The sequence below is a fragment of the Gellertiella sp. DMC107 genome (assembly GCF_056313605.1).
Map to the genome: position 1 here is coordinate 755,745 of NZ_JBQUZZ010000002.1, position 16,171 is coordinate 771,915.

General features: G+C 61.8%; 15 protein-coding genes. 6 read left to right on the top strand and 9 right to left on the bottom strand.

Annotation, left to right across the window (positions count from 1 at the left end; translation table 11 throughout):
- Positions 1-186: 186 nt before the first annotated feature.
- The 3 genes from folD (at position 187) to ACT54B_RS09095 (ending at position 2,731) form a co-directional block, all read left to right on the top strand.
- On the top strand, positions 187-1,086 hold the full coding sequence (folD, locus tag ACT54B_RS09085; RefSeq protein WP_476044378.1) for a bifunctional methylenetetrahydrofolate dehydrogenase/methenyltetrahydrofolate cyclohydrolase FolD: 900 nt from the start codon (positions 187-189) through the stop codon (positions 1,084-1,086).
- A gap of 198 nt (positions 1,087-1,284) precedes the next feature.
- On the top strand, positions 1,285-1,689 hold the full coding sequence (locus ACT54B_RS09090; protein ID WP_476044823.1) for a hypothetical protein: 405 nt from the start codon (positions 1,285-1,287) through the stop codon (positions 1,687-1,689).
- A gap of 115 nt (positions 1,690-1,804) precedes the next feature.
- Positions 1,805-2,731 (top strand): bestrophin family protein, encoded by a 927-nt coding sequence (locus ACT54B_RS09095; protein WP_476044380.1) that lies wholly within the window; start codon positions 1,805-1,807, stop codon positions 2,729-2,731.
- 2 nt (positions 2,732-2,733) lie between these two features.
- Here the strand turns inward: ACT54B_RS09095 and ACT54B_RS09100 are convergent, their stop codons facing one another.
- The 7 genes from ACT54B_RS09100 to ACT54B_RS09130 form a co-directional block, all read right to left on the bottom strand.
- Positions 2,734-3,153 carry a hypothetical protein gene (locus ACT54B_RS09100; protein WP_476044381.1) on the bottom strand — a complete coding sequence of 140 codons (420 nt, stop codon included), beginning with the start codon at positions 3,151-3,153 and terminating at the stop codon, positions 2,734-2,736.
- A gap of 143 nt (positions 3,154-3,296) precedes the next feature.
- On the bottom strand, positions 3,297-3,734 hold the full coding sequence (locus tag ACT54B_RS09105; protein ID WP_476044383.1) for a hypothetical protein: 438 nt from the start codon (positions 3,732-3,734) through the stop codon (positions 3,297-3,299).
- 141 nt (positions 3,735-3,875) lie between these two features.
- Complete coding sequence (gene edd, locus ACT54B_RS09110) at positions 3,876-5,702, bottom strand: phosphogluconate dehydratase (protein WP_476044384.1); 1,827 nt, start codon at positions 5,700-5,702, stop codon at positions 3,876-3,878.
- Positions 5,703-5,813: 111 nt separating this feature from the next.
- Positions 5,814-6,509, bottom strand: a complete 696-nt coding sequence (gene pgl, locus ACT54B_RS09115; RefSeq protein WP_476044386.1) for a 6-phosphogluconolactonase — start codon at positions 6,507-6,509, stop codon at positions 5,814-5,816.
- A gap of 5 nt (positions 6,510-6,514) precedes the next feature.
- Positions 6,515-7,990, bottom strand: coding sequence for a glucose-6-phosphate dehydrogenase (zwf, locus tag ACT54B_RS09120; RefSeq protein WP_476044387.1), 1,476 nt, complete (start codon positions 7,988-7,990; stop codon positions 6,515-6,517).
- Between the two features lie 95 nt (positions 7,991-8,085).
- The gene (locus ACT54B_RS09125) at positions 8,086-9,369 is read right to left on the bottom strand and encodes an NAD(P)/FAD-dependent oxidoreductase (RefSeq protein ID WP_476044389.1); all 1,284 of its coding nucleotides are present in this window, start codon (positions 9,367-9,369) and stop codon (positions 8,086-8,088) included.
- A gap of 9 nt (positions 9,370-9,378) precedes the next feature.
- Positions 9,379-10,809 carry a glutamine synthetase family protein gene (locus ACT54B_RS09130; RefSeq protein WP_476044390.1) on the bottom strand — a complete coding sequence of 477 codons (1,431 nt, stop codon included), beginning with the start codon at positions 10,807-10,809 and terminating at the stop codon, positions 9,379-9,381.
- A 131-nt stretch (positions 10,810-10,940) separates the two neighbouring features.
- Here ACT54B_RS09130 and ACT54B_RS09135 point away from each other — a divergent pair, with 131 nt between their 5' ends.
- Complete coding sequence (locus tag ACT54B_RS09135) at positions 10,941-12,125, top strand: BaiN/RdsA family NAD(P)/FAD-dependent oxidoreductase (protein ID WP_476044391.1); 1,185 nt, start codon at positions 10,941-10,943, stop codon at positions 12,123-12,125.
- A gap of 247 nt (positions 12,126-12,372) precedes the next feature.
- A complete protein-coding gene (locus ACT54B_RS09140) occupies positions 12,373-12,513 on the top strand; it encodes a hypothetical protein (protein ID WP_476044392.1) in 141 nt (46 codons plus the stop codon).
- A 255-nt stretch (positions 12,514-12,768) separates the two neighbouring features.
- On the opposite strand, the gene ACT54B_RS09145 is transcribed toward ACT54B_RS09140, so the two are convergent.
- Together ACT54B_RS09145 and aceA are read right to left on the bottom strand one after the other, a co-directional pair.
- Positions 12,769-13,011, bottom strand: coding sequence for an SMc00767 family acetate metabolism repressor (locus tag ACT54B_RS09145; protein ID WP_183365402.1), 243 nt, complete (start codon positions 13,009-13,011; stop codon positions 12,769-12,771).
- A gap of 111 nt (positions 13,012-13,122) precedes the next feature.
- A complete protein-coding gene (gene aceA / locus ACT54B_RS09150; RefSeq protein WP_476044393.1) occupies positions 13,123-14,412 on the bottom strand; it encodes an isocitrate lyase in 1,290 nt (429 codons plus the stop codon).
- Between the two features lie 230 nt (positions 14,413-14,642).
- Between aceA and ACT54B_RS09155 the strand changes: the two genes are divergently transcribed.
- Entirely contained in the window at positions 14,643-16,061 is a 1,419-nt protein-coding gene (locus tag ACT54B_RS09155) for a helix-turn-helix domain-containing protein (RefSeq protein ID WP_476044395.1), read from the top strand.
- The last annotated feature ends 110 nt before the right edge of the window (positions 16,062-16,171 follow it).

The window sequence follows — 16,171 nt, forward strand, 5'->3', positions numbered from 1 at the left end:
TCCAACTGCTTGCCGCAAACAGACAGCTTTCGGCGCTCCGAGGCCATTCCCCTTGCGCCGTGGACCCTAGACTGATGCGGAGGGCGCGGGCTTGCGGACAGTGGGCGCGCGCGAAGGTCGCGATCGCATCCCGTTGGCGTAGCGACCGGTTAGGTATTGTTTGAGACAAGGCAGGGAGACCTCAAGGTGACGACTGTAATCGATGGTAAGGAAGTGGCCGCGTCGGTGATCGATGCCGTCAAGGCGGCAAGCGCCAGCCTGGAAAAGGAAACAGGCGTCAAGACGGGACTGGCTGTGATCATTGTCGGCAACGATCCGGCAAGCCATGCTTATGTCAGCTCGAAGAGCAAGATGGCAAAGGAGTGCGGCTTCAAGTCGGTCCAGCACACCCTGCCCGAAGAAACCACCCAGGAAGAACTCGCGGCCCTGGTGGCAACCCTCAATCAGGATCCGTCGATTCACGGCATTCTCGTACAGTTGCCCTTGCCGAAACACTTGAACTCCGACCCGATCATCCAGTCCATCCTGCCTGAAAAGGATGTGGATGGCCTGCATGTGGTGAATGCCGGCAAGCTCGCCACGGGAGACGCGGATACCGGTCTCGTCTCCTGCACGCCGGCTGGCGCGATGGTGTTCGTGCGCCGCACCCATGGCGAAGATCTTTCCGGCCTCAACGCCGTGGTGATCGGCCGTTCGAACCTCTTCGGCAAGCCGATGGGCCAGCTTCTTCTGGCCGCCAATGCAACCGTCACCATCGCCCATTCCCGGACCAAGGATCTCGCAAGCGTCTGCCGCAATGCCGATATCCTTGTGGCAGCGGTCGGTCGTCCCGAGATGGTGAAGGCGGATTGGGTCAAGCCCGGCGCCACGGTGATCGATGTGGGCATCAACCGCGTGCCCGCTCCCGAAAAGGGCGAGGGCAAGGCCAAGCTGGTGGGTGACGTCGCGTTTGACGAATGCGCCAAGACCGCAGCCGTCATCACACCGGTTCCGGGCGGCGTCGGTCCGATGACCATTGCCATGCTGATGGCCAATACGGTGATTGCTGCCTGCCGCAAGGCCGGAAAGCCCGCTCCGAAGTTCTGAGTGAAACCGGCAGATCCGTCGCTCCGGCGGCGGATCCGCCGGTTGCTTTGAATATTATTCGAATTTTATATTAAATCAAATCTGTATATTCTCGCTTTTTTTCAGAATTTCTGGTCTGCCTGCTTTCTCCAACTCTCTGTTAAATTTCGCCTGCTAGCGTGAGTTGCCTAGCAAATGTTTGGAGTAGCAGTAGTGCGTATGTCAGCTCCGCCCAGAGAGCACTTCCTCAATCGGGAAGAATCTTTCATGTACGACCGCGAAGCCCGGTTCCAGATGGAGGATACGCTCAATGCCGCGCGTATCGAATATCAGGAACGGGTGGTCACGCATCTGGCCTCGCGCCGCTGCGATCTCGTCCGGGTATCGCCCGCCGGCGCCATCCTGTCGCTTCTGACCCAGTTTCATGTGCCGAAACAGTTCTATCTGGATATTCCGGATGCGCGCATCGCCAAGATCGGCTGCGTGCTTATGAAAACCTTCACCAACAACACCATCGAGGCCCGGTTCCTGAAGCTGCTGACCAAGAAGGAAATGGACCGCATTTTCGTCTTCAGCACGCATCCGGCCCATCGCGATCGGGTTCTGGACGTTCGCAACTGGTAGCGTCTGGCAACATGCTGTGACATTGCGGCCCTCAGGGGTCGCAGCAAGACAGGCCGCCGGGATTGCGCACGACTAGGATATCCTCGCCTGATCGCGTTCGAAGGATTTCCTCCCGGTGATTGTCCGTCCCCGCCCCACACTCCTGCAACTGCTCTACGTCATGCGCGGCTCCATCATCCCGCGCATCCTGCCCCAGATCCTCAGCGTGGCGCTGTTCTCGGCGCTTCTGGTCGCCCTCCACGGGTTTCAGGAAACCCTCATTCCGATTTACGCCGGCGCGCCCTTCGCCCTGATCGGCATCGCCCTGTCCATTTTCCTGAGCTTCCGGAACTCCGCTTGCTATGATCGTTGGTGGGAGGGACGAAAAATCTGGGGGGAGATGGTTTTCACCACCCGGCAGTTGGCCCGGCAAACGCTGGTTCTGGACAAGGCTGGCGATGCGGCCGAGCTCCCGTTGAGACGCCGCATCCTTTACCTTACGATGGGCTTTGCCCAGGCCATGGTCCTCCATCTCCGCGGGAGCGGTGACAGCGAGAAGGTGCTCCGCCTGCTTCCGGAAGATGTGGTCGCGTCCTATCTCGGCAGCCGCAATCCGCCGGATGCGCTTCTCAGGGCACTGGCGCGGGAATTCGCGCTGCTTCAGCAGCAGGGCCGCATCAGCAATATCATTTACCAGGGATTTGACCGCAGCCTTGCAGGTCTGGGGGCGGCGCAGGCCGGTTGTGAGCGCATTCGCAGCACACCCGTTCCCTTCGCCTATACGCTGCTGCTGCACCGGACCGCCTATCTGTTCTGCTTCTGCATGCCCCTGGGCTTCATCAATGCCCTGGGATGGGCGACGCCGCTCGCCGCCGCAATGATCGCCTACGCTTTCTTCGGTCTGGATGCGCTGGGAGACGAGCTGGAAGAGCCCTTTGGCCTTCTCCCCAACGACCTCCCCATCGCAACCCTTGCCGATATCATCGAGATCAATCTGCGCGAGGCCTTGGGAGAGGCCGATCTGCCGCCGCTGCCGGCCCCGGTCAATTTCGTCCTGACCTGAGTTCAGTGGGGTGCCACATAGCCGAACAACGGGTGCTTGATAAGCCCGAGCGTCGCGTTGGGGTTTGTCACCCCCGCAAGGTGATCGACGATCTTTGTCGGTGCGTCCTTGATGAATTCGCACCGGAGAATATCCTTTTCGCGACCCACCACGATGCAGCCGATACCGTGCTGGTACTTCCCGATGAACAGGTAGAAATGCTTGGGGATGTCCTTTGACTGCTCGGTGAAAAGGCGAATGCCGACCTCCGATATATCCTGGGCGAGCACGATATACTGGGCAATGTTCCGGTTGCCCTTGGTCGTAAACAGCACGCGGGCCATGAAGTTGCACTTACGGCGCTCGAAGCGTCTGCGCTCGTATCTCTGTGCAATCCGGGAAAGATAATTCCCTGTGAGATTGTCGCTGCTTGCATCCGGCATTGTATTCCTCCATTCCAAAAGGTGGAAGTAACACGTTCAGGACATTGGCGCCGGATATATACATAGCACAACCACAGTAAATGTCAATTATATCTGAAAATACAAATATTTATAGTATTCGAATTAAGCGAAAGCATAAAATTTTAATGGGGACTTTCAAGAAATATTCGCTCATGCCGGCCGGGCGGAAAAAGCGGATGACGGAGGATGGACAGCGTATCCACGGGATGGAGGAGCGTGGACAGGAAGGCCACCATGGTGGAACTTTCCCGCCGGATGAGCTTGCAGACCAGCCGGTCCTTGTATCGCTGCGCCACAACGCATCCCATGCCATATTGCCGGGCGCCAAGCACGAGGGTGAAGGAATTGGGCAGGAAAATGCAGAGAGGCCCCTGTATCACAATCTCCGTGCGCGAGATTTCCGTGACATCGATGGTCACCTCCTGAATGCGCCGGCATCCATAGGCGCCATAAACGGCAACGGCCTTGAAGTGGCAGGGGAGGCGGTTTGCCGTGCCGGGCATGGGCGCGCCGTTGATCGGACGCGGATCGGCCATCGGCCGGGGTAATTGCTTTGACATTATAAAGTCCTAAAACTCGAAAACAATAAAAAATTAAATGTTAATCATTAACGAAATATGAACGCGCGAAGCGGGCATGTAAAATGCAAAAGGCCCGCCTCCCTCTCGGAAGACGGGCCGTACAAAGGAGAGGAAAGGGGATCAGGCGAAAATGCCCGCTCCTTCATCGGCCGCCCGGGCCAGCATCCGGAAAGGCTCGAACAGCTCCCGCCCCATGCCGAAAGCGTTACCCGACAGATCGATGTGGGCGGGCGTCCGCCGGGCCAGCTCGTCCGCATCGACGAGCAGCTGCAATGTTCCGGCCACGGCATCCAGGCGGATCATGTCGCCGTCGCGGATCAGGGCGATGGGTCCGCCATCCTTGGCTTCGGGTGTCACATGGATCGCTGCGGGCACCTTGCCCGATGCCCCGGACATGCGGCCGTCGGTCACGAGCGCTACCCGGTGGCCGCGATCCTGCAAAACGCCGAGGGGCGGTGTCAGCCTGTGCAGTTCCGGCATTCCATTCGCCTTCGGACCCTGGAAGCGAACCACGGCGATGAAATCGCGGTCGAGCTTTCCGGCCTTGAAGGCGTCCTGAAGTTCCTGCTGGTCGTTGAAAACGATGGCCGGCGCTTCGATGATGTGCCGGTCCGGCTTGACGGCGGAAATCTTGATCACGCCGCGACCGAGATTGCCCGACAGCACCTTGAGGCCCCCATTCGCCTGGAAGGGCTTATCGATGCTGGTGAGCACCTTGGGATCTGCACTTTCCGCCGGAATGGGCTCCCGCAGAACCTCGCCCCTTTGGCCGAGTTTCACGTCGATGGCATAGGACGAGAGGCCCTCGCCGGCAACGGTGCGCACGTCTTCATGCAGCAGCCCGCCCTTCAGCAGTTGCGAGATCAGGTAGCCCATGCCGCCGGCCGCGTGAAAGTGGTTCACATCCGCCAGACCGTTCGGATAGACGCGGGCCAGCAGTGGCACCACGTCGGAAAGATCGGAAATGTCCTGCCAGGTCAGCTTGATCCCCGCCGCCGCCGCCATCGCGACCAGATGCAGCGTATGATTGGTGGAGCCGCCTGTGGCATGCAAACCGACCACGCCATTCACGATGGACCGCTCGTCGATCATCTCGCCGGCAGGCGTGAATTCATTGCCTGACGCGGTGATCTGCAGCGCGCGCTTGGCAGCCTCGCGGGTGAGCGCATCGCGCAGCGGCGTGCCCGGATTGATGAAGGACGCGCCCGGCAGATGGAAACCCATGATCTCCATCAGCATCTGGTTCGAATTGGCGGTTCCGTAGAAGGTGCAGGTACCCGGCCCGTGATAGGACTTGGACTCCGCCTCCAGCAGCTCGGCCCGGCCCACCTTGCCCTCGGCATAGAGCTGGCGGATGCGGGACTTCTCGTCGTTCGGCAGACCTGACGTCATGGGCCCGGCGGGCACGAAGACCGCGGGTAGATGCCCGAAGGCCAGCGCGGCGATGACCAGACCGGGAACGATCTTGTCGCAGACACCCAGATAGACCGCGGCATCGAACATGTTGTGCGAGAGGCCGATGCCAGCCGCCATGGCAATCACGTCGCGCGAGAACAGCGAAAGCTCCATGCCGGGCTGGCCCTGGGTCACGCCATCGCACATGGCGGGAACACCGCCGGCCACCTGGGCCACGCCCCCGGCTTCCCGCGCCGCTTCGCGAATGAGGGCCGGGTAGGTCTCGAAGGGCTGGTGGGCCGAAAGCATGTCATTATAGGCGGTGATGATGCCGAGGTTCAGCACCTGGTCGCCGGCGAGCGCCTGCTTTTCGGCGGGCGAACAGACGGCGAAACCATGGGCGAGATTGCCGCAGGAAAGAACCGCGCGATGCGGCCTCTTGGAAGCGGCGGACCTTATACGGTCGAGATAGGCCTCGCGGCCCGGCTTCGAGCGTTCGACGATCCTTTTGGTGATGGCGGAAATGCTGGCATGCGGTGTCTGGGAGGACATGGGCTTGCTTCCGTTCTGGGGCGCGGCTCGGGCGGAAATGCACCTGGCTTTCCGCAACCGAACCGGGCGGGCTGGACGACGGACGCGGCTTCAGCGCGTCCGGGAGGGCACTCAGGGCGCCCAGTAAATGTCTGTTTCCGTCGCCGCGCGGAACAGCACGGCGCGGATCGGCATGTCGGCTTCGCTGCCGCCGGCCTCGGCCTTCGCCAGCACCTCGCGCTTCGATTGCCCCTCGATGTGGAGGATCAGCAACCGCGCATCCTGAAGCCTGCGGAAACTGAAGGTCAGGCGGGTTTCGCCCGCTCCCGCGGCTTCCATGGTGAGGATGGGGCTTTCCGTGCCAGGATCAAGCGCCTGCGACAGATGGTTGCCGCCCGGAAAAAAGGAGGCGGTATGGCCGTCACCGCCCATGCCGAGGATCACCACATCGAACGGGGCGGCGAGCGCGCCGGCTTCTTCTGCCGCCTTCCGCGCCGCTTCTTCCGCATCCGCAGCCGGGTGATAGAGCGGCAGGAACCGGGCGGATGCCGCCTCGTTCCGCAACAGACGCTCGGCCACCAGCGCATGGTTGGAGCGGGGATTGTCCTTCGGCACGAAGCGCTCGTCCACCAACGTCACATCCACCTTGTCCCAGTCGAGCGGGCGGGTGGAAAGCGCGTCGAAGAAACGGCCGGGCGTGGTGCCGCCGGAAACCGCAATCGATGCCCGGCCGCGGGCGGCGATGCCCTCGGAAAGTTGGGCTGCAACCCTGTCCGCCATGGCCTCTGCGAGGCCGGCGCCATTCTCGTAGGCGTGAAACCGGCTCATGGCGATCATCCCACCTCGTGCCAGGTACGGCCATCCCGCTCGATCAGCGCGATGGCATGGCTCGGGCCCCAGGTGCCGGCCGTATAGCCCTGCACGGCCTGTCCGGTGGCATCCCATCCCTTCAGGATCGGATCGACCCATTTCCACGCGGCCTCCACCTCGTCCCGCCGCATGAACAGCGTCTGGTTGGAGCGGATGACGTCCGTCAGCAGGCGTTCATAGGCATCCGGATTGCGGACGCTGAAGGCTTCGGCGAAGGTCATGTCCAGCGACACATGGCGAAGGCGCATGCCCCCAGGACCGGGATCCTTGATCATCAGCCACTGCTTGACGCCCTCGTCGGGCTGCAGGCGGATGACGAGCTGGTTGGCGGTGATCCGCCCGGCCGCATCGTCGAAAATGGAGTGCGGAATCGGCTTGAAGCTGATGACGATCTCCGACATGCGGCTGGCGAGCCGCTTGCCGGTGCGCAGGTAGAAGGGCACGCCCGCCCAGCGCCAGTTGCCGATCTCGGCCTTGATGGCGACGAAGGTCTCCGTGTTCGAGACCCCGCCCTCCAGCTCTTCCAGATAGCCCTTCACCGGGCCGCCAGCGGAGGCGCCGGCGCGGTACTGGCCACGAACGGTCAGCTTTTCCACGTTGGAATTGTCGATCGGCTTCAGCGCGCGCAGCACCTTCAGCTTCTCGTCGCGTACGGCTTCCGCTTCCAGCGAGGAAGGGGCTTCCATCGCCACGAGGCAGAGAAGCTGCAGCATGTGGTTCTGCACCATGTCGCGCAGCGCGCCGGCCTTGTCGTAATAGCCGGCCCGGCCTTCGAGGCCCACCGATTCCGCCACGGTGATCTGCACGTGGTCGATGTGGTGCGAATTCCACAACGGCTCATAGAGCGCATTGGCAAAGCGCAGCGCCATCAGGTTCTGCACCGTCTCCTTGCCGAGATAGTGGTCGATGCGGAAGATCTGCTCTTCGCGAAACACCTTGCCGATGGTGTTGTTAAGTTCCAGCGCCGAGGCGAGATCGCGCCCGATGGGCTTTTCCACCACGATGCGGGACTGTTTGGTGATCAGCTTGTGATCGCGGATCTGCTCCGCGATCGGGCCGAAAAGGGCAGGGGCAACCGCCAGATAGAAGGCGCGGATGCGCTCCTTGCCCTCGTCCAGCACATCCCGCAGCTTGTCCCAGCCCTGTTCGGACTTTGCATCGACGGACACGTAGAAAAGGCGGGCGCAGAAGTGCTCCACTTCCTCATCCTTGTATTCTTCGCCCTTGAGGTGCTCCTTCAGAGCGGTGCGTGCATAGGTACGATATTCCTCGTTGGTCATCGGCGCGCGCGAGGCACCGATGATGCGGGTCGGCTCGCTCAGCTGGCCGTCCATCTGCCGATGATAGAGTGCGGGAAGCAGCTTGCGCTCCGCAAGATCTCCGGTGCCGCCGAAGACGACGCAATCGAAAGGCTCGACGGGAATGAATTGGCTGGTCATGCTCATACTCCGTAAAGGGATGCTTCAGCTCATAATCTAATCGATTTAAAAAAGCCAGACTTGCCCGGCGCAAATCTGGCTTCGTCATCAAAAAATCACAGCCGGTCGAGCAGGGCATACCAGCTGAGGGCCAGAAACAGGAGCGGCGCCCTCAAGGACGGTCCGCCCGGGAAGGGCGGAATCTTCAGGTCTCGATAGAGTTCGAGGTCGGTCCTGTTGCCGGTAATATCGTCCGCATAGAGCTTTCCGCAGTAATTCGCCAGCATGACGCCATGGCCCGAATAGCCGCCGATGGAGGTGACGCCCGGCATCACCTCCCGGACGAAAGGCTTGCGCGGCAGGGTGATGCCCACCGATCCGCCCCAGGAATGGGTGATCTCGATATCGGCGAGCTCGGGATAGATTTCCGCGATCTGCCGGCGGATATGGATCGAGATATCGGCGGGATTGGCGGCCGTATAGGCCTCGCGCCCGCCGAAGATCAGGCGCCCGTCCCGGGATTTGCGGAAATAGCGAACCATGAAGCGGCTGTCGGCAATGGCTTCGCAACCGGGAAGCACACGCGGATGGCGCTCCAGTGGAACGGTGGCCCCGATAAAGGACCGTATCGGCATGACATGGGCGGCGGTGACCGGCTCCAGCCCGTCGATATAGCCGTTGGCGGCGATCAGCACCCGGTCGGCGCTGACGGTGCCTTTCGGCGTATCCACCAGCGTCTTGCCGCCAGCCTGCCGGATGGCTGTTGCCCGGGTCATTTCGTGCAGGCTGGCCCCGGCGTCCGCGGCCACCCGCGCCAGCCCGATCACCAGCTTCAGCGGGTGGATATGGCCGGTACCGCTGTCATAGACCCCGCAGGAAAACCGGGTGGAGCCCACCCGTTCCTCCGTTTCGCGCCGGTCCATGAAACGCATCGGCGCATAGCCGTAGCGCCCCGCCATGATATCGGCGGTGCGGCGGTATTCGTCTTCCTTGCCCTGCTTGTGGCAAACGCTCATGTAGCCGGGCATGTAATCCATATCGATGTCATGCCGGGTGGCGAAGTCGAGGAGATGGCGCTTGGCCCGCTCCGCCATCTCGAAAAGCGCCTTGGTGCGCTCGAAACCGAATTCGGATTCCATCTCGTCCGGCCAGGCCCGCTGTCCGGTCCCGATCTGGCCGCCATTGCGTCCCGAGGCCCCGTCACCGAAGCGGGCTGCCTCGATGAGGACCACCGAAACACCCGCTTTTGCGAGATTATAGGCCGCCTGAAGGCCCGTATAGCCGCCGCCGACAATGGCGACGTCCGCTTGCCGCGCGCCGTCGAGGGCCGGATAAACCGGCCGCTCGCCCGCGCTCGCCTGATACCAGGAAAGTCCCGGCGCGATGGGGCTCTGCCACATGGGAGAACCTCAGACGTTCAGAAGCAGGAATTCCCGCTCCCAGGGACTGATCACCTGCATGAAGGTCTCGAACTCGCCCCGCTTCAACCCGGCATACATGCCGACGAATTCCGAGCCGAGGCATCCCGCAAGACTGGGCTCGGCCTCCATCAGCGCAACGGCCTCCAGCAGGCCGCGCGGCAGATCGATTTCGCCTTCGTTCACGGTCCCTTCCGAATGGGGTGTCGGCTGGATTTCGTTGACCATGCCCAGATAGCCGCAGGCAAGCGACGCCGCGAGCGCCAGATAGGGATTGGCATCCGAACCGGGAAGGCGGTTTTCCACCCGCCGCGCGGCCGGACCCGAAACCGGGATGCGGAAGGCGGTCGTGCGGTTGTCATAGCCCCAGGCCGTGTTCACCGGGCTCGACATGCCTGGCGTCAGGCGGCGGTAGGAGTTCACATAGGGCGCCATCATGGCAAGCGCGTTCGGTACATAGCGCTGCATGCCACCCACGAAATAACGGAACAGGCTGGATTCAGATCCGTCCGCATCCGAGAAGATGTTCTTTCCCGTCTTCGCATCCACCACGGACTGGTGGATATGCATGGCGGAGCCCGCCTGACCCTGCAGCGGCTTTGCCATGAAGGTCGCGTAGATCCCATGCTTGAGCGCCGCCTCGCGGATCGTGCGCTTGAACATGAAGACCTGGTCCGCCAGCTCCAGCGGATCGCCGTGGCTGAGGTTGATTTCCAGCTGCGCCGGACCCTCTTCGTGAATGAGCGTGTCGATTTCCAGGCCCTGTTTCTCGGAGAAGGCATAGATGTCGTCGATCAGCTCGTCGAATTCGTTGACGCCGGCAATGGAATAGCCCTGCCCACCCAGAATGGTGCGGCCCGAGCGGCCCTTCGGCGGTTGCAGCGGATAATCGGGGTCCTCGTTCATGGCGACCAGATAGAATTCGATTTCCGGCGCCACGACGGGCTTCCAGCCCTTCGCTGCATAGAGGTTCATCACCCGGCGCAGCACGTTGCGGGGCGTGTAGGTCGTCATATCGCCATCGATATCGACAACGTCGCAGATCACCTGCGCAGTGGGATCCTCTTCCCACGGGACGATGGCAAGGGTCGAGAGGTCGGGGATCAGCTTCAGGTCGCTGTCGCGGGCATCGTAGCGGAAGCCGCCGGATTCATCGGGATATTCCCCGGAAATCGTGTGCCGGAAGACGGCATTCGGAAGGGCAAGCGATGTGGATGCATTGAACTTGGAGGTCAGCATCATCTTGCCACGGGCGACGCCCGCAAGATCGGGCGTAATGCATTCGATATCTTCTATGCCTCGGGCCCGGAGCCATTCTCCGGCTTCTTTCCAGTTTGTGACGCCTCGCAGCGACTGGGCGGCGGCATTGTCCGCGTTTTTGGATTTGGATGATTTATCTGCTTTGCTTTTTTTCAGGGGCATGTCCCACCAGTTGGACGTTGATAATGCAAAACATCATATCCGCTCAAAAAAAATAAGCGAGGGGGGCCGTATATTGACTTCGGCGCTTTTCCGGGGGAACAGGGTGCTTTTTTAAAGGGAAAGAGGCCTTCTTGGCAGAAAAAGTCGATGTTCTGGTGCTGGGTGCCGGCGCCGCCGGGCTGATGGCTGCCATTCGGGCTGGCCAGCGGGGACGGCGCGTGCTGGTTGTCGACCATGCCGCAAAGCCGGCGGAGAAGATCCGCATTTCCGGCGGCGGACGCTGCAATTTCACCAATATCCATGCGGGGCCGAAGGCCTATCTCTCCGCCAATCCGCATTTTGCCAAATCCGCCCTTGCCCGATACACGCCGGCCGATTTCATCGCCCTGGTCGATCGTCACCGCATCGCCTGGCACGAGAAAACCCTCGGCCAACTCTTCTGCGACACCAGCGCGACCGAGATCATCCGCATGCTGCTGTCCGAGCTCGAGGCGGCCGGTGGACGGCTGAAGCTCTCCACCGTGATCGGCGAAGTCGAGAAGACCGAAGGCGGCTTCCGCGTCAGTCTGGGAGATGCAGGCGATGTAGAGGCCGCTTCCCTCGTCGTCGCGACTGGCGGCAAGTCGATCCCGAAAATGGGGGCGACGGGTCTTGCCTATCAGATTGCCGAAAAATTTGGCCTGCCGCTTGTCGAAACCCGTCCGGGTCTCGTGCCCCTGACCCTCGATCCGAGACTGCTGGAAGCACTGGCCCCGCTTTCGGGCGTGGCCGTCGATTCAGAGGTTCGCCATGGCAAGACCGCTTTCCGCGAGGCCCTGCTCTTTACCCATCGCGGCCTGTCCGGCCCCGCCATCCTGCAGATTTCGTCCTATTGGCGCGAAGGCGACAGCATCACGCTCGCCATCGAACCGGATGTCGATCTCTTCGGTCTCCTGAAGGAGGCAAAATCCGGACGCGGCAAGCAGGCCTTGCAAACGGTGCTGGCCGAGCATGTGCCGAAGCGCCTCGCCCAGCATGTGGCGGAAAGCCTGTCGCTTGACCGACCGCTTGCCGATCTCCCCGACAAGGCCCTTCAGAAGGCCGCCGATGCCCTGCAGCACTGGCAGATCGTGCCCGGCGGTTCGGAAGGATACCGGACGGCGGAAGTCACCCTCGGGGGGATCGACACCCGCGCGCTCGACAGCCGCAGCATGCAGGCAAAGGCGGTGCCGGGTCTGTTCTTCGTGGGCGAATGCGTCGATGTCACGGGCTGGCTCGGCGGCTATAACTTCCAGTGGGCCTGGGCTTCCGGCCATGCGGCGGGCGAGGCGGTCTGAGAGGCGCTGGCACAAACTGCCGCAGGTCTTTCATCCGTAACATTCCTGACTTGCAGGGACGGTGAGGGCGGTTCATAGTACTGTCATGGCAGGAATGATTTGGATCGCTCCTGCGTGGTTTAATGCTTGTTAATGGACTAATGTCATCCTGTTTCATGGCCACTTGCCGATAGCGTCTCCCAAGGGCTGTGCGGGCGAAACGGTCTTCAAGGATCAGGGTGTTCAGGTTCAGGAAGGGTAACCAGTCATGAAAGAGAACCGTCGTCGCGCTCGCGCCATTGCCATAGCCGCTACCGAGAAGCATAGCCGCGAGGCTCTGCTGCGCATCGGTTACCTCACCGGTATCGTTCTCTTTTTCGTCGGCGTCGCCTTCAGTTATTTTGGCTGATTGCCTTTTCCCTTAAGGGATGTCGGTGTCCGTGGCTCACGGACGCTTCTGCGGCACGCATGATGTGGCCGGCGGCGCCTTCTGCGCCTGGATCTTCTCTCGCAATTCGACCCTGCCCTTAGAAATGCGTCCGCGCAGGTCTTCCGCCATGCCGTCCCGTACGGCGTGAGAAAGACACTGCGCGGACCATAAACCCGGCAGCAGGGAGCCAGGCTTGAATTGCGAAAGGTCCCGCCTTGGCGGCGGGACCTTGTCTCAGGCCGTCGGGCCCTGGGTCAGGATGACGGGGATCAGCAGATCGCCCCAGTTGCCGCCGCCGCCGTGATGGCGGGCAGAGCGCACGAGCTCCACGGAAACACCGGCATCCACGGCCTTCATCACGGACTGGTTCAGGCGATGCAGGTCGTTGGCCACCATGCGGATCATGGCCTGCTGGTCTGCGCTCATGGCCGATGCCTGTTCCTCGGCCCGTTCTTTAACGCGTGTCTGCGGTGCCATCGGGATACTCCTTGTTTGTTGGCGTTGCAGTGTGCCATCGCCTTGCGGCGGTGGCGGAAGCGGCGGGCTGGGCTCTTGATCTAGAAGGCCCGCCACTCCGGATTTGGATGCTTACTCGGCGGCCGGCTTGAACTGAGCCGTCTCGGTCGATTCCTTCATGGCGGTCGTCGAGGACTTGCCGCCGGAGATGGCGACGGAGACCGCGTCGAAATAGCCGGTGCCGACTTCGCGCTGGTGCTTGGTGGCGGTGTAGCCATTGGCTTCCGCTGCGAATTCCGCCTGCTGCAGCTCGGAATAGGCGGCCATCTGGCGATCCTTGTAGCCGCGGGCCAGCTCGAACATGCCGTAGTTCAGCTGGTGGAAGCCGGCGAGCGTGATGAACTGGAACTTGTAGCCCATGGCGCCCAGTTCCTTCTGGTACTTGGCGATGGTCGCGTCATCCAGGTTCTTCTTCCAGTTGAAGGACGGCGAGCAGTTATAGGCGAGCTTCTTGCCCGGATGGGCCTTGTGCACGGCTTCGGCGAACTTGCGGGCCTGCTCGAGGTCCGGCTTGGAGGTTTCCATCCAGATCAGGTCGCAATAGGGTGCATAGGCGATGGCGCGGGCGATGCAGGGCTCGATGCCGTTCTTCACCTGATAGAAGCCTTCGACCGTGCGGCCGGCATCGTAATCGACGAAGGGCTGGTCGCGTTCGTCGATGTCGGAGGTGAGAAGCTTGGCGGCTTCGGCATCCGTGCGGGCGATGATCAGCGTCGGCGTGCCCATGACGTCGGCGGCGAGGCGCGCGGCGGTCAGGTTGCGGATGTGGGCTGCGGTCGGGATCAAAACCTTGCCGCCCAGATGACCGCACTTCTTTTCGGAAGCGAGCTGGTCTTCATAATGAACGCCGGCAGCGCCAGCTTCGATGAAGGCCTTCATGATCTCGAAGGCATTGAGCGGGCCGCCGAAGCCGGCTTCCGCATCGGCAACGATCGGGGCGAACCAGGTGTCGACCGAAAGGCCATTGCCTTCCTGCGTCTCGATCTGGTCGGCGCGCTGCAGCGTGCGGTTGATGCGCTTGGCAAGCTCCGGAGCGGCATTGGCCGGATAGAGCGACTGGTCCGGATACATGGCCGAGGCGGTATTGGCATCGGCGGCAACCTGCCAGCCGGAGAGGTAGATGGCCTTCAGGCCGGCGCGGACCATCTGCATGGCCTGGTTGCCCGAGAGCGCGCCGAGCGCGTTGACGAAGTCTTCCTCGTGGATCAGCTTCCACAGGCGGTTCGCGCCCATTTCGGCGAGCGTGTACTGGATGTTGACCGAACCGCGCAGACGCTTGACGTCCTCGGCGGTGTAGGTGCGCTCGATGCCATCATAACGGCCCTTCGGGGCGTTGGGAATGAGGTTGTAAAAATCAGTCATATCCATACTCCATCGTCTGGCCGGTTGCCCGGATGAATGGTGCGCCTGGGACAGCTTCACCGCGTTTTGATGTGACTGGTTTTACACTGCACTGCGAAAAGCCGCCAGAAAAATACGGAAAAACCGTCTGTTAAAAGGGTTATGATGTCTTGCCTTTGACAAGCGAGCCTTGTAAATTTGTAAAAAATGTAAATCCACCACTCCGACCAAAGTTGTAAAAGGCGTGACAAATGGCGGAAAACAAGATCTTCGCAGGGCCGCGTCTGCGCCGCATCCGCAACGGATTGAACCTGACCCAGACGGCCATGGCCGAGGCGCTGGAAATTTCCCCCTCCTATCTCAACCTGATCGAGCGGAACCAGCGGCCTTTGACGGTGCAGCTGCTCCTGAAGCTGGCGACCGTCTACAAGGTGGATCTGGACGAGCTGCGCGGGGCGGGAGCGGATGTCGCGGGCGGGCTGCGGGAAGTCTTCGGCGACCCGCTCCTGGCGGGCGAGTTGCCGGGCGACCAGGAACTGATCGAAATATCGGAAGCGGCGCCGAATGCGGCGAATGGCATCGTCAAGCTCTACCGGGCCTATCGCGAGCAGGCGGCGCGCCTGTCCGATCTCGCAGAGCTGCTTGCCCGCGAAGGGCATGACACGTCGCTGTCCGGTACGCGGCTGCCCATGGATGAGGTGCGGGAAGTTCTGGAGCGACGGCCGAACTACTTTGCGGCGATCGACGAGGCCGCCGAGGCTTTTTCGAAGCGTCTGGGAACGGGCGATGGCCTGCTTCACCCGCTGAAGGAATGGATGCGGACCGAGCACGGCATCGTGGTGCGCACCCTGCCTGTACATGCCATGCCGAACCAGCGCCGCCGGTTCGACCGGCACTCCATGCGGCTTTTCATATCCGAGCGGCTCTCGGTGCCTGACCAATTGCGGGAAATTGCCCAGGAGGCAAGCCTGCTCGCCCTCAGGAGTGAAATTCTGGACACGCTGGAAGCGCTGCCGCTATCCGGCAATGAGGCGCGCCGCATCGCCCGTTTCGAGCTTGCCCGTTACGCGGCGCTGGCCCTGATGATGCCCTATGGGGAGTTCCTGACCCAGGCACAGCGTCTGCGCTACGATCTCGATCTCCTGCGCGTGCGTTTCGGCGTTTCCTACGAGCAGGCAGCCCATCGGCTGACGACCCTGCAGCGCCCCGGCGCAACCGGCATCGCCTTTTTCCTGATGGAAGTGGATCACGCCGGAAACCGCCTGAGAAGGGCGGGAGCGCAGGGCTTTCCCCAGTCCCGTTTCGGCGGGGCCTGCCCGAAGCTGAATATCCACAGCACCTTTTCGCAACCGTCCCAGATTCTCGTGGATCAGGCCGAAATGCCCGATGGCTTGCGCTATCTCATCGTGTCGCGAACCCTGGAGGGGCCGCATGTCGCCTTTCAGGAAAGGGTTCGCCGGACGGCGCTTCTGCTGGCCTGCGATGCTGCCCAGGCAGACGATACCGTCTATGGCCAGGCCATCCGCGGCGGCGTACCCCTGTTGCCCATCGGCACGGCCTGTCGCCTCTGCGAAAGGCAGGGTTGTCTTTCGCGCGCCGAACCTCCCGTCACCCGGCCGCTTGGCCTCGACGAAATGGTGGCGGGCCTGAGCGCCTTTGATTTCCAATAGGTTCGGATCGGCCAAAACTTAACAGGATATTAGATTCTGGAAGCCCCCCCTTGCCGGGTTCGGTTTTCCTACTTAGTCTTCCTCACAGGCAACAAGGTCAGCCGAGGACC

Excerpts from the sequence above, each read along its gene's own strand:
- ACT54B_RS09130 (WP_476044390.1), bottom strand. The coding sequence starts at position 10,809 with ATGCCCCTGAAAAAAAGCAAAGCAGATAAATCATCCAAATCCAAAAAC.
- ACT54B_RS09140 (WP_476044392.1), top strand. The coding sequence starts at position 12,373 with ATGAAAGAGAACCGTCGTCGCGCTCGCGCCATTGCCATAGCCGCTACC.
- pgl (WP_476044386.1), bottom strand. The coding sequence starts at position 6,509 with ATGAGCCGGTTTCACGCCTACGAGAATGGCGCCGGCCTCGCAGAGGCC.
- ACT54B_RS09155 (WP_476044395.1), top strand. The coding sequence starts at position 14,643 with ATGGCGGAAAACAAGATCTTCGCAGGGCCGCGTCTGCGCCGCATCCGC.
- aceA (WP_476044393.1), bottom strand. The coding sequence starts at position 14,412 with ATGACTGATTTTTACAACCTCATTCCCAACGCCCCGAAGGGCCGTTAT.
- zwf (WP_476044387.1), bottom strand. The coding sequence starts at position 7,990 with ATGACCAGCCAATTCATTCCCGTCGAGCCTTTCGATTGCGTCGTCTTC.
- ACT54B_RS09145 (WP_183365402.1), bottom strand. The coding sequence starts at position 13,011 with ATGGCACCGCAGACACGCGTTAAAGAACGGGCCGAGGAACAGGCATCG.
- ACT54B_RS09105 (WP_476044383.1), bottom strand. The coding sequence starts at position 3,734 with ATGTCAAAGCAATTACCCCGGCCGATGGCCGATCCGCGTCCGATCAAC.
- ACT54B_RS09090 (WP_476044823.1), top strand. The coding sequence starts at position 1,285 with ATGTCAGCTCCGCCCAGAGAGCACTTCCTCAATCGGGAAGAATCTTTC.
- ACT54B_RS09125 (WP_476044389.1), bottom strand. The coding sequence starts at position 9,369 with ATGTGGCAGAGCCCCATCGCGCCGGGACTTTCCTGGTATCAGGCGAGC.
- ACT54B_RS09100 (WP_476044381.1), bottom strand. The coding sequence starts at position 3,153 with ATGCCGGATGCAAGCAGCGACAATCTCACAGGGAATTATCTTTCCCGG.
- edd (WP_476044384.1), bottom strand. The coding sequence starts at position 5,702 with ATGTCCTCCCAGACACCGCATGCCAGCATTTCCGCCATCACCAAAAGG.